Source organism: Actinomycetospora lutea (assembly GCF_028737205.1).
Lineage (GTDB): Bacteria > Actinomycetota > Actinomycetes > Mycobacteriales > Pseudonocardiaceae > Actinomycetospora > Actinomycetospora lutea.
Genome location: NZ_JAQZAL010000006.1, coordinates 196,415 through 217,225 on the forward strand (window position 1 = coordinate 196,415; position 20,811 = coordinate 217,225).

The following is a 20,811-nucleotide window of genomic DNA, read 5'->3' on the forward strand; positions in this document are numbered from 1 at the left end:
CTGACAGCACCTGCTCCAGGCCGACACCGCCGTCCCCGGGAGGACACCTCATGAGCTCACCGACGCAGGGCCCGCCCCCGGGCGGCCCGTCCGGTCAGCGACCGGGTCAGGCGGCACAGGGACCGGGTGGCTGGGGTGCCGGCGGCGGCTCGTACGGGTCCCCCGGCACTCCCGGTGGTGCCCCCTACGGGGGGTCCTCCTGGGCCGGCGCCGGTCAGCAGCAGCAACAGCCCCAGCAACAGCCGCAGCCGTACGGGGCTCCGGGTCAGGCGCAGGGTCAGGGGTACGGCTCGCCGGCCCCGGGCCAGGCGCCCGGCTGGGGGCAGGGAGCCGGCGCCGCGCCGTCGTCGTCCCCGCCGCAGACCGGGGGCTTCCCCGCGGCCACGACCACGATCACGGCCACGCCCGAGACCGGCGGGTCGGACGGCGGGGCCCGGCACGGGACGGCGGGGTCGGGCTCCGGTGTCGAGCGCGGCGTCGCGCTGGGCGCGGGGGCCCTCGCCCTGCTCGCCTATATCCTGACGTTCTTCGGCTCCGCCGAGGCGTCGGGCGTGGCCTCGGACCTGAGCGCGGCGTTCGGCTCGCTGTTCTACATGCCGCTGGTGCTCGCCGGCGGCCTGCTCACCGCCGCGTCGCCGCTGCCCCGCAGCCCGGACACGCTCGTGCCGGGCGCGGTCGTCGGGGTCACCGGCGCGCTGGCGATGCTCCCGCTGCTCGCCTACGCCGACGCGCTGCTCGTCGTGCAGGTGGTGCTCGCGGTGCTCGCCGCCGTCGCCGCCGTGGTCGCCGCGCTGTTCGGCGCCGGGGTCATCAGCGCTCCCGCCGCGCGGCCGGCATCGGCGGGCTTCGGCGCCCCCGCTGCCGGGGGGCAGGCCGGGGGACCCGGCGGACCGGGCGCGCAGCCGACCCCCGCCGGGCCGTGGGGCGGGCCGGGCGGCCCGCCCTCGGGGGGCATGTCCTCCCCGGGGGCCCAGCAGCAGCCCGGCTACGGCGCTCCGGGACAGCACACCGGGCCGGGGTCCGGGCAGTTCGCGGCCCCGCGCGGCCAGGGCGCGCCGGGCTCCGGGCCGGCGTCGGGTGGTCCGGCCTCGGGGCCGCCCTCCGGTCCGTTCGGGGCCGGGTACGGGTCGGCCGCCACCACGCAGGTCGTGCCCAGCGCGACGGCCGGCGGTCAGGGTGGTCAGGGCGCCCATGGCTCTGCCGGCGGCGATGCCGGGGGGTCCGCGTCCCGTGACGACGCGACGTCGAACGGCCCCGGGTCGTCGGGCCCGGGCGCGGGGCCCGGGTCGTCCGACGCCGGCACCCCGGCGGGTTCGCCCGGCTTCAGCTCCTACGGGTCGGGCGAGTCGTCGACCGCCGGCGACGGCCCGAGCACCCCGCCGCAGGGCACCCCCCAGGCGTCGTCCGGCGTCAGTTCCACGCCGGGTTACGGCATCCCCTCCACCGGCTGGGGCGCCCCGTCGGGCCCCGGCACCGGCTCGGGGCCGGCGAACGGTCCGGTCGCCCCGCCGCCCGGTGGCGAGCGCCGCGGCGCCCACGAGTCCGGCGAGGACCCCGGCCGCCCGGCCGGGGACACGGCGTCCCCGGACGACCGACGCGGCGAGTGGGGCTCCCCGCGCTGACGAAGCCCACCTCCTGGTGATCAGGAGCGCGGGGTGACCGCGGGACGCGTCGTGAGGTACCCGGCGCGCTCGTGATCACGGGTGAGCCCGGCGAGCCCGTGCTGCGGCGTGTCGCTCAAACGAGGATGTGGCGATCCTGGCGTCACACGCCAGCGATGCCGCATCGCTCGCACGCCCCACCGGCGAGGCCGACGGCGCGGCGTGGCGGCGGGTCCTCGTGTCCGCGGTTTGACAGGGTCGGGAGCGTGACCGTCCCGACCAGCCAGTCCCCGCGACGCGGCGGGCGGGGGAGTCGCACGGCCACCGCCACCGCGCACGACCCCGGCTGGGTGCCGGTCCTCGCGCGCGTGGCGCTCCTGCCGCCGCTGACCCTCTACGGCGTCGCCGTGGTGCTCGCCGGCGTGATCGCCGCGCTGGCGTCCGGCACGACGCCGGGCGGGGAGCCGGGGCTCGGGCAGGCGCTCGCCGTCGGCATCCCGCTGTGGCTGGTCGCGCACCTCGTCCCGCTGCAGGTCACCGGGGTGCCGCTGGGCACGCTGCCCCTCGCCCCCGCCCTGCTGCTCGCCACCCTGGTCGCGAGCGAGGCCCGCGGCGCGGTCGCCCGCCTCGGGCGTCGCGCCGACGGGCGCACCGCCGGTCTCCTGCACGGGGTCGGCGTGCCCGTCGTGGCCACGGCCGCCGCGGCGCACGCGGTGATCGGCGTGCTCGCGGCGGCGCTGCTCACCCCCGAGGCCGTCGTCGACGCGTCGCCGGGGCTCGCCGGCGTGGTGTGCGGGCTGCTCGCGGGCCTCGCCGCGCTGGCCGGCGTCGCCCGCCCCTGCGGACTGCTCGCGCTGCCCCGCCGCCTGCCGGGGTGGGCGCGCCAGGGCCTGCAGGGCGGCTTCCTCGCGACCACGGCGCTGCTCACCGCCGGCGCGGGCCTGCTGCTCGCCGCCCTGCTCGCCGACACCGCCGCGGTGCGCGAGGTGCTCGCCGACGTCGCCCCCGAGGCGGGCAGCGGGGCCGGCCTCACCCTGCTCACGCTCGCCTACCTGCCGAACGCCGTCGTCGCGGCCGCGGCCTGGCTCGTCGGGCCGGGCGTGGCGATCGGGGCCGCCTCGGCGACCCCGATGGCGATCACGTCGGGGCTGCTGCCGCCCGTGCCGCTCGCGGCGCTGCTGCCGCAGAGCCCGCCGCCGACCTGGGCGGGACTCGCGTTCGCCGTCCCGCTGGCCGTCGGGAGCATCGTGGGCTGGCGCCTGGCCCCGACCGCCGCCGACGCCCCGTCGCGCGTGAAGGCGACCGTCACCGCGGCGGTCACCGCCGCGGTGCTCCTGGGCCTCGCGGCGGCCCTGTCCGGCGGGCGGCTCGGCGGGGGGCCGTTCGACCCGGTCGAGGTGCCGGCCGTGCCCGTGGCCCTCGCGGTGCTGGGCTGGGTGCTCGTGCCCGGGCTGGTCGTCGCGCTGCTCGCGGTCCCGCTCGGGACCGTGCCCGACCGCTCCCGGCGCCGCCCCTCGACCACGAAGCGCCGCACCCCCGGGAAGACCGCCGACGACGCGCCGGGGACCGCCGCCACCGCCGGGGCACCGGCGGACGCCGGCGCCTCTCCCGCCGACTCCGCGACGTCGGCGGAGGAGCCGAACGAGGGCGTCCGACCTGCGGAGGAACCACGCCGCTAACCTGGACGCCGACACCCACGGCGGCCCGGGAGCAGCGCTGACCACCACCGAGCAGCACCGGCTGACTCTGCCCGTGCCCGCCCGCGTCGTCGTCCTGGCCTCCGGCTCGGGGAGTCTGCTGCAGGCGCTGCTCGACGCGTGCGAGGGCGAGCACTACCCGGCGCGCGTCGTCACCGTCGTCTCCGACCGCACCGCGGTGGGCGCGCTGGACCGTGCCACGGCCGCGGGCGTCGACACCGCGGTGGTGCCGCCGGCCGAGTTCGCCGACCGAGCCGACTGGGACGCCGCGCTCGCCGAGGCCGTCGCCGCCGCCGAGCCCGACCTCGTCGTGTCCGCCGGGTTCGCCCGGCTGCTCGGCACGGCGTTCCTGGCCCGCTTCGGCGGCCGCACGATCAACACGCACCCGGCGCTGCTGCCGGCGTTCCCGGGCGCCCACCCGGTGCGCGACACCGTCGCCTACGGGGTGAAGGTCACCGGGGCGACCGTGCACCTGGTCGACGCCGGCGTGGACACCGGCCCGGTGCTGGCCCAGGAGGCCGTCACCGTCGAGCCCGACGACACCGAGGACACGCTGCACGAGCGCATCAAGGTGGTGGAGCGGCGCGTGCTCGTCGAGACCGTGGCCGCTCTGGCCCGCCACGGCGCCACCGTCACCGGACGAGGAGTGAGGATTCCGTGACCGACGCCATCGAGGGCCGCCGGCCCATCCGCCGCGCCCTGGTCAGCGTGTTCGACAAGGCCGGCCTGCTCGACCTCGCGACGGGCCTGCACGCCGCCGGCGTCGAGGTCGTGTCCACGGGGTCCACCGCCGGGCGGATCGCCGACGCCGGCGTCCCCGTCACGCGCGTCGAGGAGCTCACCGGGTTCCCGGAGTGCCTCGACGGCCGGGTGAAGACGCTGCACCCGCGTGTGCACGCCGGGCTGCTCGCCGACTCGCGGCTGCCCACGCACGTCAGCCAGCTCGAGGAGCTCGGCATCGCGCCGTTCGACCTGCTGGTGGTCAACCTCTACCCGTTCACGCAGACGGTCGCGTCCGGGGCCTCGCCCGACGACTGCGTCGAGCAGATCGACATCGGCGGTCCTGCGATGATCCGGGCGTCCGCGAAGAACCACGAGACGATGACCGTGATCACCGATCCGACGCGCTACCCGTGGCTGCTCGAGCAGGCCAAGAACGGCGGCGTCACGCTCGCCGACCGCCGCGCCCTCGCGGCCGAGGCCTTCCGCCACACCGCGTCCTACGACGTGGCGGTCGCTTCGTGGATGGGCAACGTGCTCGCCTCCGACCCGGATCCGTCGGTGCCCGGCTCGCCGTTCCCGGGCTGGGTCGGCACCACGGCCCGACGCCGGGCCGTGCTGCGCTACGGCGAGAACCCGCACCAGGCCGCCGCGCTCTACGGCGACCCGGAGGTGACCTCGGGCGTCGCCGGCGCGACGCAGCTGCACGGCAAGGAGATGTCGTACAACAACTACGTCGACACCGACGCCGCCTGGCGCGCGGCCCACGACCACGACGGCGTCTGCGTCGCGATCATCAAGCACGCCAACCCGTGCGGGATCGCCGTCGCGACCGGTGACGACGACGTGGCCGCCGTGCACCGCAAGGCCCACGCCTGCGACCCCACCAGCGCGTTCGGTGGCGTCATCGCGACGAACACCGAGGTCGGCGTGGCGATGGCCGAGACCGTCTCCGAGATCTTCACCGAGGTGATCGTGGCGCCGTCCTACGCCGAGGGCGCGGTCGAGGTGCTGGCCCGCAAGAAGAACATCCGCGTGCTGACCGCGACGTGGACGCCCGCCCCGGTCGAGCAGCGCCCGATCTCCGGGGGCCTGCTGCTGCAGCAGCACGACGCCGTCGACGCCCCGGGCGACGACCCGGCGTCGTGGACCCTGGCCTGCGGCTCTCCGGCCTCCGAGGACGTGCTCGCCGACCTCGCCTTCGCCTGGCGTGCCTGCCGCGCGGTGAAGTCGAACGCGATCCTGCTGGCCCACGACGGCGCCACCGTCGGCGTCGGCATGGGCCAGGTCAACCGCGTCGACGCCGCGCGCCTCGCGGTCGCCCGCGCCGGCGACCGCGTGACCGGCTCGGTGGCGGCGTCGGACGCGTTCTTCCCGTTCCCGGACGGCTTCGAGGTCCTCGCCGACGCCGGGGTCGCGGCCGTCGTCCAGCCCGGCGGGTCGGTGCGCGACGAGCAGACGATCGAGGCGGCGCAGCGGGCCGGCGTGACGATGTACCTCACGGGCACCCGCCACTTCGCCCACTAGAGCCCACCAGAGCCCACCTAGAGCTGCTGGCGCAGCCACGCCCCCGCGCGGGCCAGTGCGGCCGCCGCCTCGGGGTAGACCCCGACGCCGAGCTGGAAGAAGTGCTGCATCTGCGGCCCGACGTCCAGGGTGACCGGGACGTCGGCCAGCGCGGCGGCGCGGGTGACGGCGAGGGCGTCGTCGAGCAGCACCTCGTGGCTCCCGACCTGCACCAGCAGCGGGGGCCAGGCGGCGGCGACGTCGGTGGGCGAGGCGAGCGCGGGCGAGGCGGCGGGGTCGGTGGGGTCGTGGCCGTCGAGGTACTGGCGGGCCATCCGCGTCAGGCTCTCGCGGCTGCACTCGAGGTCGACGGCGCGGCGGGCCTCGAAGGACGGCGCCGAGCAGGTGAGGTCGGCCCACGGCGACATCAGGTAGGCCGCCGCCGGGCGGGCGAGCCCGGCGCGCGCGGCGGCCAGCAGCGTCTCGAGGACCAGCCCGCCCCCGGACGACTCGCCGGCCAGCACGAGGCGCCCGCTCGGGACCCCCTGCTGCTCGAGCAGCCACCGGGCGGCCGCGACCGCCGCGTCGACGTCCTGCGGGTAGGGGTGCTCGGGGGCGAGCGGGTAGTCCAGCAGGAGCACGCGGGCGTCGAGTGCCCGGGCGAGGTGGCCCGAGAACTTGTGGCGTGACGCGGGCGAGGTGATGACGTGCCCGCCGCCGAACAGGTAGAGGACGGTGCTGGTGGGCGCGCGGTCCGTCGCCTGGACCCATGTCCCCGCGACGCCGTCGGCGGGCTCGTACGCGACGTGCTCGGGGGTGGCGGTGAGGTCCTCGGCGTGCTCGCCGGCCTCCCGCTGCGCCGTCAGCGGCATCTCGGCCATCCGCGGCGCCCCACGCAACATGTCGGCGAAGCGCTGGGCCTCGGCACTCACCACGGTCGTCCTCCTCAGGTCGGGACGGGGTCGGCGGCCGCGACCCGGTGCCGCGGCCACTGGCTGACCAGGGCGGCGACCCCGGCGACGAGCAGGAGCGCGGCGATCGCGATCAGCGTGAGGGCGAGGCCGGCCGTGGTGGGCGGGTGCGGGCCGACGGCCTCGATCACCGCGGTGGCCGCGACGATGCCGATGCCGCCGACGCAGATCAGCGAGGTGAGCACGACCCCGGTGCCCTCGGCCGAGCGCTGTGGCGACAGGACGTTCTGCACGGCGAGCGGGCCGAGCCCGTAGCCCATGCCGGTGGTGAGCCCGCAGAGCCCGAGCGCGACGACGTAGAGCGGCAGCGGCGCGGCCAGCGCGAGCAGCACGAGCGCCGGCGCGGAGGCCAGCACCGACACGGCCATGACGAGGCCGGGCGGGACCTTCGTCGTCAGCCACCCCGACAGCGGCCCGGTCGCGGCGAGCCCGACCGAGGACACGACGAAGGCCAGCCCCGCGGCCGCGGCCGGGAGCCCCCGCAAGGTCTGCAGGTCGATGGTCGCGGCGACGACGTAGGCCACGGTGCCGACGTTGGCCAGGGTGCCGGCGAGGCAGAGCAGGACGAACACGCGGTTGCGCACGAGCGAGGGCTGGACGAGCGGCGCGGCGGCGTGGCGCTCGCGGACCGCGAAGGCGGCGAGCAGCGCCACCCCGCCGAGCAGCGGTCCCCACGTCACGGGGGCGGTCCAGCCCTCGACGCCGACGTCGTCGATCGCCACGCTGATCGCGACGAGACCGCCGACGACGGTCGCGACGCCCCACCAGTCGAGGGTCCGCAGGTCGCGGCCCGCCTCCTCGTCACGCGACGTGCGCATCCGGCGCCCGCCCCAGAGCGCGACCAGCGCCACCGGCACGTTGACGAGGAACACCCAGCGCCAGCCGATCGTCGAGGACAGGACGCCGCCGACGACCGGCCCGAGGGCGGTGCCGACGCCCGAGATGCCGAGGAGCACCCCGGTCACCTTCGGACGTTCCTGTTCGGTCGTCGCGTTGGTGACCAGCGCGAAACTCGACGGCATGATCAGCGCGGCGCCCACCCCCTGCGCCACGCGCGCGCCGATGAGCACCGGGACGGAGCTCGCCAGGCCGCAGACCAGCGAGCTCAGTCCGAACAGCGCGATCCCGGCGAGCACGACCTCGCGCCGCCCGAGCATGTCGCCGAGCCGTCCGCTCGGGATGAGCAGCGCCCCCAGCGCGATCATGTAGCCGCTCAGCAGCCACTGCAGGTTCGTGACCGTGGTGCCCAGCTCGAGGGCGATCGTCGGCAGGGCGAGGCCCAGCGAGAAGAAGTCGAGCTGGATGCAGAAGAGACCCGCGGCGACGGGGAGGAACGGCGTTGCGGCACGCACCGTAGCCGTCGACAGGGCCATGAGGAGTACGTTAGGGCGTCATGCTCAGTTCGTCATCACTCTGCGTCGTTCAAGTGGAGGTCCGATGACCGAGGAGCTCGAGATCCTGCGCGCGGAGCTCGACCGCATCGACCAGGCCCTCTACGCCCTGGTGCGCGACCGGATGCGGTGCATCGAGCGCGTCGGGGCGGTGAAGGCCCGCGCGTCGATGGCGGTGTTCCAGCCCGGGCGCGCGGAGGAGGTCGAGCAGCAGGCCGCCGACTTCGCCCGCGACAACGGCCTGTCCGGGACCTTCCTCGTCCGGCTCGCCGACCTGCTCATGGAGGAGGCGATCCGGGTCGAGGAGGCGATCGTCGCTCAGTCCGGGGTGTCGAACGACGGGCCCGCGAACTCGCCGCCGACGTAGCCGTCGGTGGGGGCGGTGCGGTCGCCGACCTCCGCGGCGAACACCTCCGCGTCGTCCTGCGGGCGGTAGCCGATCTCGTGCGCGCCGGCCAGCGACCAGACCCGGCGCGTGTTGGCCGAGACGCCCCAGACGACGCGGAACCCGGGCGCACGGCAGGTCAGCGCGGCCTCGACGAGCCGGCCGCAGTCGTCGGGCGAGAGCCAGGTCGCGAGCCCGCGGGCGTTGGGCGGGGTGTCGCTGCAGGTGCCGATGCGCAGGCAGACGACGTCGAGGCCGTAGCGGTCGTGGTACAGGCTGCCCAGGGCCTCGCCGGTCACCTTGCTGACGCCGTAGTAGGTGTCCGGCCGGGTCGGGAGGTCGTCGGGGACGGGGTCCGTGGCGGGGTGGAAGCCGGCGGCGTGGTTGCTGCTCGCGAACACCACGCGGCCGACCCCGGCGCGGCGGGCGGCCTCGAACGCGACGTAGGTGCCGTGGATGTTGGTCGCGAGGATCCGGTCCCACGGCGCCTCGCCGCTCTGCCCGCCGAGGTGGACGACGGCGTCGACCCCGGCGCAGGCCTCGACCATCGCGTCGAGGTCGGTGACGGAGGCGGTGACCGCCTCTTCCTGCTCGCCCACGTCGTCCGGGGTGGCGATGTCGAGCAGGCGCAGCGTGTGCCCGGGACGGGGGAGGCGGGCCCGGAGGTAGCCGCCGATCCGCCCGGAGGCGCCGGTGACCAGGACGCGCATGGGTCTCCTCCGTTCTCGTGACCTCACCCGCAGGGCTCGGCGGTTGTCGGGGGTGTGGGTTAGCGTTCTCGGTGTTCGAACACGTGTTCGAGGAGGGCGCTCATGGGTGGTGCGTCGTCGTTGCTCGACGAGCAGGGTTCCCCGTCGCGGCGGTGGGCCGACCTCGGGGTGGTGCGGGCCTCGGAGCTGCGGGGCCGGCGGCGCGCTCCGGTGTCGGAACGGGCGCCGGACCCGGTCCCGGAGGAGGTCGTGCCGGCCGAGCCGCCGCGCGCGGACCGCGAGGGCAGCGCGGTGCTGCCGGTGTCCGCGCCGCTGGCCGGTCTGCTGCCCGACGGCGGGTTGCGGCGCGGGTCGACGGTCGCGGTGTGCGGGTCGACGTCGCTGCTGCTCGCGCTGCTGGCCGAGGCCTCGCGCGACGGTGCGTGGTGCGCGGTGGTGGGGCTGGGCGACCTCGGGGTCCAGGCGGCGGCCGAGGCGGGGCTCGACCTGGCGCGCACGGCGCTGGTGCCCCGGCCCGGGCCGCGTCCGGCGGCGGTGGTGGCGGCACTGGTCGACGGGGTCGACGTGGTCGTGCTCGACACGACGCTGCCCGGCGTGCGGTGGCCCGCGGGCGAGCGCCAGCGGCTCGGCGCACGGGTCCGCCAGCGGGGGGCGGTACTGGTGCCGGTCGGGGCGCCGGGCGCGTGGCCGGGGGCCGAGGTCGAGCTGCGGGCCGAGGGCAGCGCCTGGGCCGGGCTCGGGGGCGACGGCGCGGGACGCCTGCGCTCGCGGCGGGTCCGGGTGCGCTCCGCGGCCCGGGGCCGGCCGGGCGAGCAGGAGGAGCCGCTGCTGCTGCCCGGGCCCGCCGGGACGTGCCTGCCGGACGGGGAGCTGCCGGTCGGGGCGCCGCTGACGGGCCCGCCCCGGCGGGTGGAGCGAGCGCCCACCCGCCTCGGGGCGGTGGCCGGGTGAGCGCGCCGGCGCGGGTGCTCGCGCTCTGGTGTCCCGACTGGCCGGTGGTGGCGGGCGCCGCCGAGGCGGGGCTGCCGCCCGCGCGGCCCGCGGCGGTGCTGGCGTCCCACCGGGTGGTGGCCTGCTCGGCGACGGCCCGGGCGCAGGGCATCCGACGGGGGCTGCGCCGACGCGAGGCCCAGGCCCGCTGCCCGGACCTCGCGGTGCTCGCCCGCGACCCCGAGCGCGACGCCCGCTGCTTCGAGCCGGTCGCGGCGGCGGTCGAGGAGCTCGCGCCGGGGGTCGAGGTGGTGCGCCCGGGGCTCGTCGCGCTCTCGGCGCGCGGCCCGGCGCGGTACTTCGGGGGCGAGGAGGTCGTGGCCGAGCGCCTGGTCGACCTCGTGGCGGGCCGCACCCGCGTCGAGTGCCAGGTGGGGGTGGCCGACGGGCTGTTCCCCGCCGGCCTCGCCGCCCGCCGCTCGCTGCTGGTGCCGCCCGGCGGGAGCCCGGCGTTCCTGGCGCCGCTGCCGGTCACCGAGCTCGAGCTCGAGCCGGGCGTCGAGCCCGACACCGCCGGCGCCGACGACGACGCGAGCGCGACGCGCGCGGAGCTGATCGGCCTGCTGCGCCGGCTCGGGCTCACGACGCTGGGCGCCTTCGCCGACCTGTCGGCCACCGACGTGGCCTCGCGCTTCGACGCCGCCGCGGTCCGGGCCCACCGCCTGGCCCGCGGGCTCGACGAGCGCCCGCCCTCCCGGCGCCGGATCCCCGACGAGCTCACCGTCGAGCTCCCCCTCGATCCGCCGGTCGACCGGGTCGACGCCGCCGCCTTCGCCGCCCGCTCGCTGTCCGAACGGCTGCACGAGGCGCTGGGCCGGGCGGGCCTGGCCTGCACGCGCCTCGGCGTGCAGGCCCGCACCACCGAGGGCGACGAGCTGGCCCGGGTCTGGCGCTGCGCCGAGCCGCTCACCCCGCACGGCACCGCCGACCGCGTGCGCTGGCAGCTCGAGGGCTGGTTGTCACGGCGGCAGGGCGACAGGCGTGACGGCGGGCTCACCGTGCTGCGCCTGGTGCCCGAGGAGGTCGTCGACGCCGGGCGGTTGCAGCTCGGGCTCTGGGGCGAGGTCGGGGTGGCCGACGAGCGGGCCGGGCGGGCGCTGGTGCGCGTCCAGGGGCTGCTCGGGCCCGAGGAGGTGCTCACCGGGGTGTCCGGCGGGGGGCGCGGTCCCGGCGAGCGGATCCGCCTCGTGCCCTGGGGCGACGAGCGGGTGCCCCGCGGCGCCGACCCGGAGGCGCCCTGGCCCGGCGTCCTCCCGGCGCCCTCGCCGGCGCGCGTGCCGCCCGAGCCGCTGCCGGCGCGGGTGCTCGACGCCGGGGGTGCCCCGGTGCGGCGGGCCTCCCGCGGGCGGCTCACGGCCCCGCCCGCCCACGTGGCGCTCGGTGCCGACCCGTCGGCCCCCACCGCGCCGGTGCGCGCGTGGGGCGGCCCGTGGCCCGATCCCGGCCGCTGGTGGGACCCCCGCGCCGTCGCCGGGGGCAGCCTGCGCATCCAGGTGGTGTGCAGCACCGACGCCGACGAGATCGCCGCCGGCCGCGACCCCGAGCCCGACCCGGCGGCCGACCTCGCGCCCGACCCGGTCGCCTCCGGCGCCGACGCGGTCGGGCGCGCCCTGCTGCTGGTGCACCGCGACGGCCGCTGGGCGGTGGAGGGGATCTACGACTGAGCTGCCGCCTCGTGTCACAGCCGGGCGGTGCTGTCTCGTCTCCGGAGGGACAATGTCTCGGTCCGGGAGGGCGATGGCCATGCGAGTGTTCGTGGCGGGAGCGACCGGGGTCGTCGGGCGGCGCCTGGTGCCGCAGCTCGTGGCCCGTGGTCACCAGGTGACGGCGACGACCACGGGCCCGCAGAAGAAGGACCTCCTCGAACAGCTGGGCGCCGAGGCCGTCGTGATGGACGGCCTGGACGGCGCGTCGGTCGGTGAGGCGGTGGCCACCGCACGACCGGACGTGATCGTGCACCAGATGACCGCGATCGCCGGCAAGCCCGACCTGCGGCACATGGATCGGTGGTTCGCCCTCACGAACCGGCTGCGCACCGAGGGGACGGATCACCTGCTCGCCGCGGCCGAGGCCACCGGGGTCCCCCACGTCGTCGCCCAGGGGTACGCCGGCTGGAACGGCATCCGCCAGGGCGGATGGGTGAAGTCCGAGGAGGACCCGCTGGACCCCGGCGTCGGGTCGGCCGCGCCGGTGATGGCGGCCCTCCGGTACCTCGAGGACGCAGTGCTCAGGGCGGACGGCGCAGTCCTGCGGTACGGCGGGCTCTACGGTCCGGGTGCCACCGACGACCAGGTCGAGCTCGTCCGCCGACGGGCGTTCCCGCTGGTCGGCGGCGGTGGTGGCCACAGCTCGTGGGTGCACCTCGACGACGCGGCGAGCGCCACCGTCCTGGCGGTGGAGCAGCACGCGAGGGGCGTGTTCGACGTCGTCGACGACGAACCCGCTCCGGCTCGCGAGTGGCTCCCCTGGTTGGCCGCGTGCGCCGGGGCGAAGCCGCCCCGACGGGTCCCCGCCTGGCTCGCGCGGCTGGTGGCCGGGGACGTGGCGGTCACGGCGATGACCGAGGGGCGCGGCTTCTCCAACGCGAAGGCCAAGCAGCAGCTCGGCTGGCAGCTGCGGCACCCGTCGTGGCGCCAGGGCTTCCAGGAGGAGCTGCTGTGACCCGCGCTGAGGAGTTCCAGGAGCTGCGGCCGCGGCTGTTCGCCATCGCCTACCGCATGCTCGGCAGCGTGGGCGAGGCCGAGGACGCGGTCCAGGAGACCTGGCTGCGCTTCGACGCCTCCCCGACATCGCCCACGTCGACCAAGGCCTTCCTCTCCGCCGTGGTCACCCGGATCTCGATCGACGTGCTGCGGTCGGCGCGGATGCGCCGCGAGGAGTACGTCGGGCCGTGGTTCCCCGAGCCCCTGCTGGCCGATCCCTACGAGGACCCGCAGCGCTCGGCGGAGCTGGCCGACTCGCTGTCGACGGCCGCCCTCCTGCTCCTCGAGCGGCTGACCCCGCCCGAGCGTGCGGTGTTCGTGCTGCGCGAGGTGTTCGGGTTCGGCTTCCCCGAGGTCGCCGAGGCCGTGGGCCGCTCGGAGGCGGCATGTCGCCAGCTGGCCGCCCGCGCGCGCCGCCACATGGACACCGGCCGCGCTCGCTTCGACGCCGATCGGCAGGAGCGCGACGAGCTCGCCGACCGGTTCTTCCACGCCTTCCGGGAAGGTGACGTGGACGGGCTCCGCGAGGTGCTCGCCGCCGACGTGCACCTGGTCGGCGACGGTGGCGGCAAGGCTCCGCGATGGCCCCGCGGCGTCCTCGGCGTCGAGAACGTGGTCCGGGTGCTCGCCGCGAACGTCCCGCCGCTCGTCCGCATCGGCGTCACCGTGGAGCCACGCCCGGTGAACGGTCAGCCGGGAGCGATCTTCCGCGACCGGGACGGTCAGGTCCTCACCACCTGGACCCTCGACGTCCTCGACGGGCGGATCCAGACGATCCGCTCGGTCCTGAACCCGGACAAGCTCCGGCACCTGGGGCCCGTGGCGGACCCCTGGGAGATCGCCCGCGAGGCCACCGAGGCCCGCCGGAGCTGACGCTCCGGACCACCCGTCCCACACGGCTCCGCCGCGGACGACCGCGTCGTCCGGGAGCCCCGGCCGCCCCCGGTCGCGTGGGCCGGCACCACGCCCCCGAGGGCGATCACGCACACCCCCGTCAGGAGGACCGATGAATCTCGCACTCTGGATCGTCGCCGCCGTGCTGGCCGCCGTGGCCCTGCTCGGCGGGATCACCAAGGTGTTCGTGCCCAAGGAGAAGCTCCCCGCGGTCCCGGGCGGTGGATGGACCGGCGGCGCCAGCGCCGGCTTCGTCAAGACGCTCGGCGTCCTCGAGCTCCTCGCCGCGGTGGGCCTGATCCTGCCCGCGGTGGCCGGCGTCGCCCCGGTGCTGGTGCCGGTGACCGCCGTCTGCTGGATCGTGCTCATGGTCGGGGCGATGGTGACCCACGGCCGCCGCGGCGAGACGGCACTGGTGATGCTGAACCTGCTCTATCTCACGATGGCCGCGTTCGTCGTGTGGGGTCGCGTCGGCGCGGAGCCCTTCGTCCTCTGACCGCGCCCCGACCGGTCGACCGGCGCGGGACTGCGGGCGCCCCTCTCCGTCGCCCCCATCGTCTATTCTGTCGAACACGTGTTCGATCGACGGTTCGCGAGGTGCCGATGGGGTGGAACAACCCGCCGGTCGACTGGTCGGAGATGGAACGCCTGCTGTCCGGGCGCCCGGCCGACGGGCCCAGTCTGCAGGGGCGGGGCAACGGGACGCGGAAGGCGATCCAGGGAGACGCTGCGAAGCGGAGCCCGACCCGTCGGGAGGGAGACGCCGCGGTCCGGCGGCGCGACGACGAGCCGCACGAGGGGCACATCGGCCCCTGGCCCCCGGACGACTTCGTGCGCGACCCCCTCGCCTTCGACGACGGCGATCGCGTGGACGGCCCGGGCACCCTGCGGCCGCCGCGCGACGAGCAGTTCCCCGGCGACGGGGGCGACAGCCCGGCGTGGTCGCGGCACCGCACGCCCTACCGTCCGCCGACGGGGACGCGCGCCACGGGCACGACCGTCCCCTACGCCGAGCTGCACGTGCACTCCAACTTCAGCTTCCTCGACGGCGCGTCGCACCCCGAGGAGCTGGTCGAGGAGGCGGCGCGCCTGGGCCTCGAGGCGATCGCGCTGACCGACCACGACGGCATGTACGGAGTGGTGCGCTTCGCCGAGGCCGCGCAGGAGCTGGGGGTCCCGACGGTCTACGGCGCCGAGCTCTCGCTGGGCCTGTCCGCCCCGCAGAACGGCGTGCCCGACCCCGAGGGCGACCACCTGCTGGTCCTCGCTCGCGACCCCGACGGCTACCGGGCGATCTCGCGGGCGATCACCGAGGGACAGATGCACACCCACGGCGAGAAGGGCCGCCCGGTGTACGACCCCGAGCGCGTCGCGTCGACGCTCGGGGGGCACGTGCAGGTGCTGACGGGGTGCCGCAAGGGGTCGGTCCGCCGGGCGCTGGCGACGGGCGGGGCGGAGGCGGCCGCCCGCGAGATCGAGCGGCTCGTCGCGCTGTTCGGCGTCGACAACGTCGCGGTCGAGCTCACCGACCAGGGCCTCCCGGACGACACCGAGCGCAACGCGGCGCTGGCCGAGCTCGCCGGGCGCGCCGACCGGGGCCGGGGTCTGCGCACGGTGGCCACCACCGGAGCCCACTACGCGACGCCCGACCGTGCGCGGCTCGCGGCGGCGCTCGGGGCGGTGCGGGCGCGGCGCAGCCTCGACGACGCCGAGGGCTGGCTGCCGCCGGGGCCGTCGCACCTGCGCTCGGGGGCGGAGATGGCGCAGCGGTTCGCGCGCCACCCGCAGGCCGTCGCCCACGCCGCGGCGCTGGGGCGCGAGTGCGCGTTCGGTCTCGAGCTGCTGGCCCCCGAGCTCCCGCCGTTCGCGGTGCCCGAGGGCGAGACCGAGGCGAGCTGGCTGCGCCGGCTGACGTGGCTGGGGGCGGGGGTGCGCTACGGCGACCGGCTGCGCTCGCCGCGGGCGTTCGAGGTGATCGACCACGAGCTGGACGTCATCGAGCAGCAGGGCTTCCCCGGCTACTTCCTCATCGTCGCCGACATCGTGCAGTACTGCGTCGACCACGACATCTACTGCCAGGGCCGGGGGTCGGCGGCCAACTCGGCGGTCTGCTTCGCGCTGGGCATCACCCACGTCGACGCCGTCCAGATGGGCCTGCTGTTCGAACGCTTCCTCTCCCCGGAGCGCGACGGCTACCCCGACATCGACCTCGACATCGAGTCCGACCGCCGCGAGGAGGCCATCCAGTACGTCTACGCGCGCTACGGGCGCGACCGGGCCGCGCAGGTCGCCAACGTCATCACCTACCGGCCGCGGTCGGCGGTGCGCGACGCGGCTCGCGCGCTGGGGTTCTCGCAGGGCCAGCAGGACGCGTGGAGCAAGCAGATCGACCGGTGGGGTCCCGGCGCGGAGCTCGCGGGCCAGGTGCCCGAGATGCCGCCGGCGGTGGCCTCGCTCGCCGAGCAGATCGCGGGCTTCCCGCGCCACCTGGGGATCCATTCCGGCGGCATGGTCATCTGCGACCGCCCGGTCGACCAGGTGGTGCCCGTGGAGTGGGGGCGGATGCCGGGGCGCAGCGTCATCCAGTGGGACAAGGACGACGCGGCGGCGGTCGGGCTGGTCAAGTTCGACCTGCTGGGGCTGGGGATGCTCTCGGTGCTGCACTACGCCGCCGACCTGGTCGCCGAACACCACGGGGTGCGGGTGAAGCTGCACGACCTGCAGCCCACCGACCCCGCGGTGTTCGCCATGCTCGCCGAGGGCGACTCGGTGGGCGTGTTCCAGGTCGAGTCCCGGGCCCAGATGGCGACGCTGCCCCGGCTGCGGCCCCGGGAGTTCTACGACCTGGTGGTCGAGGTCGCCCTCATCCGGCCCGGGCCGATCCAGGGCGGGTCGGTGCACCCCTACATCCGGCGGCGCAACGGGCTGGAGCGCGTCGTCTACGACCACCCGCTCTGCGAGCCGGCGCTGGAGAAGACCCTCGGGGTGCCGCTGTTCCAGGAGCAGCTCATGCAGCTCGCGGTGGACGTGGCCGGCTTCTCCGCCGCCGAGGCCGACGAGCTGCGGCGCGCCCTGTCGGCCAAGCGTTCCAGCGAGCGGATCGAGCGGATGCGCGCGCGGTTCTACGAGGGCATGGCGGCCAACGGGATCACCGGCGACCTCGCGGACACGATCTTCCACAAGACCAAGGCGTTCGCGAACTTCGGCTTCCCCGAGAGCCACTCGATCAGCTTCGCGTCGCTGGTCTACGTCAGCGCCTGGTACAAGCTCTACCACCCCGCCGCCTTCTGCGCGGCGCTGCTGCGGGCCCAGCCGATGGGCTTCTACTCGCCCCAGTCGCTCACCGCCGACGCCCGCCGCCACGGCGTGGTGGTGCTGGGCCCCGACGTCCAGGTCGCCCTGGACACCCCGGGCCTCGAGCCGCACGAGGGCAGCGCCGGCGGGGTCGCGGTGCGGCTGGGGCTCGCCGGCGTGCGGGGGCTCGGCGACGAGGTGGCCGCGCGGATCGTGGCCGAGCGCGACACCCGTGGCGCCTACCGCGACGTCGCCGACCTCGCCCGCCGCGCCGAGCTGACCACCGCCCACGTCGAGGCCCTCGCGACGGCCGGGGCGCTGGGCTGCTTCGGTCTCGACCGCCGCGAGGCGCTGTGGGCCGCCGGCGCGGCCGCCGCCGGGGTGGGGGTGGTGCGTGACGGGGTGCGGCACGACCGCCTGCCCGACACCGCGGTGGGGCTCGAGGCCCCGGCGCTGCCGGGGATGAGCGCGGTCGAGCTCACCGTCGCCGACGTGTGGGCCACCGGCCTGACCCCCGACAGCCACCCGGTGACCCACCTGCGCGCCGCCCTCGACGAGCGGGGCGCGTACTCGGTGGCCGGGGTCGCCGCCGTGCCTGAGGGCGAGCGCATCGAGGTCGGCGGGGTGGTCACCCACCGCCAGCGTCCCGCGACGGCGGGCGGGACGACGTTCCTCAACCTCGAGGACGAGACCGGCATGCTCAACGTCGTCTGCTCGGAGGGCCTCTGGGCGCGCCACCGCGTCGTGGCCCGCACCAGCGCCGCGCTCGTGATCCGCGGCCGTGTCGAGCGGGCCCACGACGCGCCGAGCGTGGTCAACCTCGTCGCCGACCGCGTCGAGCGCCTCGAGCTCCGCGTGCCGTCGAGCTCGCGGGACTTCCGCTGACCCCTGTAGGACCGCTGCCGAACGAGGACCCGGCGACGGGCGCCCACGGCCCATCTACCCGAGCGAAGGGGCCCTTCGCTCAGCACCGCGGCCCGGCACCGCGGCCCGGCACCGCGGCGGTCGGTCAGCCGCCGACGATCGGCTTGCCCATCGGCATCGGCTTGCCGCCGGTCGCCTGGCCGAGGGCGTCCACGAACATGTAGACGCCGACCAGGGCGAAGGCGAACACCACGATGCCGCCGAGGAACAGCAGCCCGGTCGATCCGCTCGAGGTGCCGAGCAGCACGATCAGCAGGGCGGCGTCGATGAGGACGAACAGCACGGTGAACATCGCCGGCAGGCGCAGCGAGGCCACGGTGAGGACGACGACGCCGATCAGCCACGTGAGCAGGAACGTCTCCTGGGCCCCCGTCGCCACGGCGGTGTCGGTGGAGGTCGGCCCGAACCAGTCGGCGCCCAGCGAGGTCGCCAGCACCGCGAAGCTCAGCCAGAAGCCGGTGAAGATGCCGAAGATCGCGGCGGCCGCACCGTTGCCCGTGCGCGCCGCCCACACCGTGGCCACGAGCTGCCCGATGCCGGTGCACATGAACAGGATCGGCAGCATGCCGACCAGGGCGGTGCTCGAGGCGCCCGTGAACCCGATGAGGTACAGCCCGAGTGCCACCGACCCGATCACGAACGTCGGGACCCCGACCAGTGCCGGGTTGGCGCCTGCCGCCGCTGCCGCGTCCGCGGCGGCGGTGTCGGTGGCGGCGTGCGCGCCACCGGCGTCGGCGGACTGCTCGTCGATCGTGGTCATCCCCACTCCTTCGTTCTGCCGACCGGGATGCACGCACGGGGCTCGCCCCCTTGCGCCACGCGGCGCAACGACGTGAATCCGGTGTGAAACCAAGTGTGGTGTGGGACACGCCTCGCGCGTCACCGGACGAACGGAGGGGGACGAACGGAGGGGGAACCTGTCCGTCCGCATCGTGAACCGATCCAGGGCATGCTGGCCCCCATGGGCAGACGGCGCGACGACGCACGGGTGCTGCGCGAGACCGCTCGAGGGGCGCTCGGCGGCGCGGTCGGCACCGGCGCGATGGCCCTCGCGGCCCATCTCCGGCGTCGCCGCTTCACCCGCCGCCACGGGATCACCCCCGAGGACGCCGGCGTGGTCCTCGACTACGACGACAGCGAGCACGTCGTCATCGCCGCGGCGACGTTGACGCGCCACGTCGTCGGGTGGTCGCCGCGGTCGTCGCAGGAGCGCACGGCGCTGTTCTGGCTCGTGCACTGGGGGTACGGCTCGGCGGTCGGCGCCGCCCACGTCGTCCTGCAGCGCGTGCTGCGCCGCGAGCCTGCGGCCGGGCTGGCGTTCTTCACCGCGTCCCAGGTGATGGCCCTCGGCCTGTTCCCGGTGCTCGGCGAGACGCCACCGCCGTGGCACTGGGAGCGCCGCCTGGTGGTGACGAGCTTCGTCCAGCACGCGATCTACGCGGGCGTCGTCGCGGCGGCCAACGCGGCGACGGCCTCGCCGACGCTGACCGCGCGCCTCGGTCGCCGTCGGGGCTGACCCGCCGGTCGGTCGCGGGCCATCGGTCGCCCGGCGGGGACGCGGAGCGCGCGCTAGACATCCCACGGTCGTAAGCGGTCAAGCTGCGGCTGGGGTGGTGTTGTCGACGGGGTGCCATGCGGTGGCCTCGTCGTAGAGACGTCGGTGGCGCAGGCAGCCGTGCAGGATGCCGACGAGCCGGTTGGCGAGGGCCCGTAGGGCTTGGTGGTGGGTGTTGCCGCGGGCGCGATGAGCGTCGTAGTGGGCCCGGGCGCCGGGCGAGGTGTTCAGGGCGGCGAAGGCCTGCTGGTAGAGCGCGTCGGCCAGGCGGCGGTTGCGGGCGTGGCGGGCCAGCACGACTCGGGTCTTGCCCGAGGCGCGGGTGACCGGGGCCATGCCGGAGTAGTTCTTGCGGGCCCGCGCGTCGGCGTAGCGGTGCGGGTCGTCTCCGAATTCGGCGAGCACCCGGGCGGCGAGCACTGGTCCCAGCCCGGGCTGGGACAGGTAGAGCTCAGCGTCCGGGTGCCGGCCAAAACCCGCCTGCACCTCGCCTCGCAGGACCTCGCACTGGCGGGCGAGCTCGCCGATCACCGCGACCAGGGCCTTCACGCTCGCGGCGTAGGCGTCCACCACCCCGGGGTGGGCCTCGAGCTGCTCGGCGCGCAGCGCCGCCACGATGCGATGCGCAGTCGCGGGGAGGTTGCGCTGGCGGCCGGCGGCGCGCAGTGCCTTCTCGACCTGCGCCACGCGCAGACGCCGACCCTGGGCCGGGGTCGGTGCCAGCGCGAGCACCGCGAGGGCGTCACGCCCGGCGAGGTCGTCGAACGCGGCCACAGCGCCGGGGTAGTACTCGCGCAGCATCGATCGCAACGTGTTGGTCTGTCGTTGCCGCGACCAGATCATCGACTGATGGGCGCGGGCGACGACCTTGACGTGCTCGGCGATCGTCGAGTCACCGGCGATCGGGCGGTGGTGGTCACGGTCGAGGCGCACCAGCTCGGCCAGTACGTGCGCGTCGCCGGGATCGCTCTTGGCGCCCGAGGCCCCGTGGCGTTCCCGCTAGCGAGCGGCCTGCAGCGGGTTGACCGCATAGACGACATAGCCCGCAGCGAGCAGTGCCTGCACCCACGGCCCGCGGTCGGTCTCGATCCCGACCAGCACCTGGTCGGACTCGGCGTCCGGGTCGAGATGGTCGGCGATCAGCGCGTGCAGCGCCGCGAGGCCGGCCGCTCCCTCGTCGAGACGCCGGCGCGCCAGCCGCTGCCCGGCCTGGTCGACGATCTCGACGTCGTGATGGTCCTCGGCCCAGTCGTCTCCGACGAACAGCACCAGCTCTCCTTCGTTTGCACCGATCCGGTGAGCCTGGAGGAGAACGGGTGCGACCTAATGGAACAGTGCTCGCGGCGCGGTCGGCCGGGCACGACATCCCACCAGCCCTACGAACTCCTCGCTCACCGACGAGGGGCACGATCTAGCTGTACCCGGCCAGGACGTTGGTGACGGTGGCCAGCGGCGTGGCGAGTTGAGACAG

16 protein-coding genes and 1 pseudogene are annotated in these 20,811 nt (G+C 76.1%); 12 read left to right on the forward strand and 5 right to left on the reverse strand.

Annotated elements, in window-relative coordinates; translation table 11 throughout:
* Positions 1-50 precede the first annotated feature (50 nt).
* The 4 genes from PHK61_RS09370 to purH all read left to right on the forward strand — a co-directional run bounded on the left by PHK61_RS09370 (position 51) and on the right by purH (position 5,545).
* Complete coding sequence (locus tag PHK61_RS09370; protein WP_274280690.1) at positions 51-1,622, forward strand: DUF5336 domain-containing protein; 1,572 nt, start codon at positions 51-53, stop codon at positions 1,620-1,622.
* Between the two features lie 245 nt (positions 1,623-1,867).
* Positions 1,868-3,280, forward strand: coding sequence for a cell division protein PerM (locus PHK61_RS09375; RefSeq protein WP_274280691.1), 1,413 nt, complete (start codon positions 1,868-1,870; stop codon positions 3,278-3,280).
* Between the two features lie 61 nt (positions 3,281-3,341).
* Positions 3,342-3,959 (forward strand): phosphoribosylglycinamide formyltransferase, encoded by a 618-nt coding sequence (gene purN / locus PHK61_RS09380; protein ID WP_274280715.1) that lies wholly within the window; start codon positions 3,342-3,344, stop codon positions 3,957-3,959.
* The gene (gene purH, locus PHK61_RS09385; RefSeq protein ID WP_274280692.1) at positions 3,956-5,545 is read left to right on the forward strand and encodes a bifunctional phosphoribosylaminoimidazolecarboxamide formyltransferase/IMP cyclohydrolase; all 1,590 of its coding nucleotides are present in this window, start codon (positions 3,956-3,958) and stop codon (positions 5,543-5,545) included. Before purN ends, purH begins: the two co-directional genes overlap by 4 nt.
* 17 nt (positions 5,546-5,562) lie before the next feature.
* Here the strand turns inward: purH and PHK61_RS09390 are convergent, their stop codons facing one another.
* Positions 5,563-6,459 (reverse strand): alpha/beta hydrolase fold domain-containing protein, encoded by an 897-nt coding sequence (locus PHK61_RS09390; protein ID WP_274280693.1) that lies wholly within the window; start codon positions 6,457-6,459, stop codon positions 5,563-5,565.
* Between the two features lie 11 nt (positions 6,460-6,470).
* The gene (locus PHK61_RS09395) at positions 6,471-7,868 is read right to left on the reverse strand and encodes an MFS transporter (protein WP_274280694.1); all 1,398 of its coding nucleotides are present in this window, start codon (positions 7,866-7,868) and stop codon (positions 6,471-6,473) included.
* Between the two features lie 64 nt (positions 7,869-7,932).
* On the opposite strand from PHK61_RS09395, the gene PHK61_RS09400 reads away from it, so the two are divergent.
* Positions 7,933-8,253, forward strand: coding sequence for a chorismate mutase (locus PHK61_RS09400; RefSeq protein WP_274280695.1), 321 nt, complete (start codon positions 7,933-7,935; stop codon positions 8,251-8,253).
* Here the strand turns inward: PHK61_RS09400 and PHK61_RS09405 are convergent.
* Complete coding sequence (locus PHK61_RS09405; protein ID WP_274280696.1) at positions 8,205-8,981, reverse strand: NAD-dependent epimerase/dehydratase family protein; 777 nt, start codon at positions 8,979-8,981, stop codon at positions 8,205-8,207. The two genes, PHK61_RS09400 and PHK61_RS09405, sit on opposite strands and share 49 nt — an antisense overlap.
* 102 nt (positions 8,982-9,083) lie before the next feature.
* Between PHK61_RS09405 and PHK61_RS09410 the strand changes: the two genes are divergently transcribed.
* The 6 genes from PHK61_RS09410 (at position 9,084) to PHK61_RS09435 (ending at position 17,746) form a co-directional block, all read left to right on the forward strand.
* Positions 9,084-9,932, forward strand: coding sequence for a hypothetical protein (locus PHK61_RS09410; RefSeq protein WP_274280697.1), 849 nt, complete (start codon positions 9,084-9,086; stop codon positions 9,930-9,932).
* The gene (locus PHK61_RS09415) at positions 9,929-11,635 is read left to right on the forward strand and encodes a DNA polymerase Y family protein (RefSeq protein WP_274280698.1); all 1,707 of its coding nucleotides are present in this window, start codon (positions 9,929-9,931) and stop codon (positions 11,633-11,635) included. The genes PHK61_RS09410 and PHK61_RS09415 overlap by 4 nt, the downstream gene beginning before the upstream one ends.
* Before the next feature lie 73 nt (positions 11,636-11,708).
* Positions 11,709-12,632: an NAD-dependent epimerase/dehydratase family protein gene (locus PHK61_RS09420; protein ID WP_274280699.1), complete on the forward strand. Its 924-nt coding sequence runs from the start codon at positions 11,709-11,711 to the stop codon at positions 12,630-12,632.
* Positions 12,629-13,546, forward strand: coding sequence for an RNA polymerase sigma-70 factor (locus tag PHK61_RS09425; protein ID WP_274280700.1), 918 nt, complete (start codon positions 12,629-12,631; stop codon positions 13,544-13,546). Before PHK61_RS09420 ends, PHK61_RS09425 begins: the two co-directional genes overlap by 4 nt.
* Positions 13,547-13,679: 133 nt before the next feature.
* Positions 13,680-14,063, forward strand: coding sequence for a DoxX family protein (locus PHK61_RS09430; protein ID WP_274280701.1), 384 nt, complete (start codon positions 13,680-13,682; stop codon positions 14,061-14,063).
* Between the two features lie 107 nt (positions 14,064-14,170).
* Complete coding sequence (locus PHK61_RS09435) at positions 14,171-17,746, forward strand: error-prone DNA polymerase (protein WP_274280716.1); 3,576 nt, start codon at positions 14,171-14,173, stop codon at positions 17,744-17,746.
* A gap of 124 nt (positions 17,747-17,870) precedes the next feature.
* On the opposite strand, the gene PHK61_RS09440 is transcribed toward PHK61_RS09435, so the two are convergent.
* The gene (locus PHK61_RS09440) at positions 17,871-18,545 is read right to left on the reverse strand and encodes a GPR1/FUN34/YaaH family transporter (protein ID WP_274280702.1); all 675 of its coding nucleotides are present in this window, start codon (positions 18,543-18,545) and stop codon (positions 17,871-17,873) included.
* Positions 18,546-18,746: 201 nt separating this feature from the next.
* Here PHK61_RS09440 and PHK61_RS09445 point away from each other — a divergent pair, with 201 nt between their 5' ends.
* Positions 18,747-19,301, forward strand: a complete 555-nt coding sequence (locus tag PHK61_RS09445) for a hypothetical protein (RefSeq protein ID WP_274280703.1) — start codon at positions 18,747-18,749, stop codon at positions 19,299-19,301.
* Positions 19,302-19,379: 78 nt separating this feature from the next.
* Here PHK61_RS09445 and PHK61_RS09450 read toward each other — a convergent pair.
* Positions 19,380-20,609: pseudogene (locus PHK61_RS09450) on the reverse strand (IS110 family RNA-guided transposase).
* Between the last annotated feature and the right edge of the window lie 202 nt (positions 20,610-20,811).

Bases quoted from the DNA above. Each gene is read 5' to 3' on its own strand.
- PHK61_RS09430 (WP_274280701.1), top strand. From the start codon at position 13,680: ATGAATCTCGCACTCTGGATCGTCGCCGCCGTGCTGGCCGCCGTGGCC.
- PHK61_RS09370 (WP_274280690.1), top strand. From the start codon at position 51: ATGAGCTCACCGACGCAGGGCCCGCCCCCGGGCGGCCCGTCCGGTCAG.
- PHK61_RS09400 (WP_274280695.1), top strand. From the start codon at position 7,933: ATGACCGAGGAGCTCGAGATCCTGCGCGCGGAGCTCGACCGCATCGAC.
- PHK61_RS09440 (WP_274280702.1), bottom strand. From the start codon at position 18,545: ATGACCACGATCGACGAGCAGTCCGCCGACGCCGGTGGCGCGCACGCC.
- PHK61_RS09445 (WP_274280703.1), top strand. From the start codon at position 18,747: ATGGGCAGACGGCGCGACGACGCACGGGTGCTGCGCGAGACCGCTCGA.
- PHK61_RS09420 (WP_274280699.1), top strand. From the start codon at position 11,709: ATGGCCATGCGAGTGTTCGTGGCGGGAGCGACCGGGGTCGTCGGGCGG.
- PHK61_RS09405 (WP_274280696.1), bottom strand. From the start codon at position 8,981: ATGCGCGTCCTGGTCACCGGCGCCTCCGGGCGGATCGGCGGCTACCTC.
- PHK61_RS09395 (WP_274280694.1), bottom strand. From the start codon at position 7,868: ATGGCCCTGTCGACGGCTACGGTGCGTGCCGCAACGCCGTTCCTCCCC.
- PHK61_RS09410 (WP_274280697.1), top strand. From the start codon at position 9,084: ATGGGTGGTGCGTCGTCGTTGCTCGACGAGCAGGGTTCCCCGTCGCGG.
- PHK61_RS09435 (WP_274280716.1), top strand. From the start codon at position 14,171: ATGGGGTGGAACAACCCGCCGGTCGACTGGTCGGAGATGGAACGCCTG.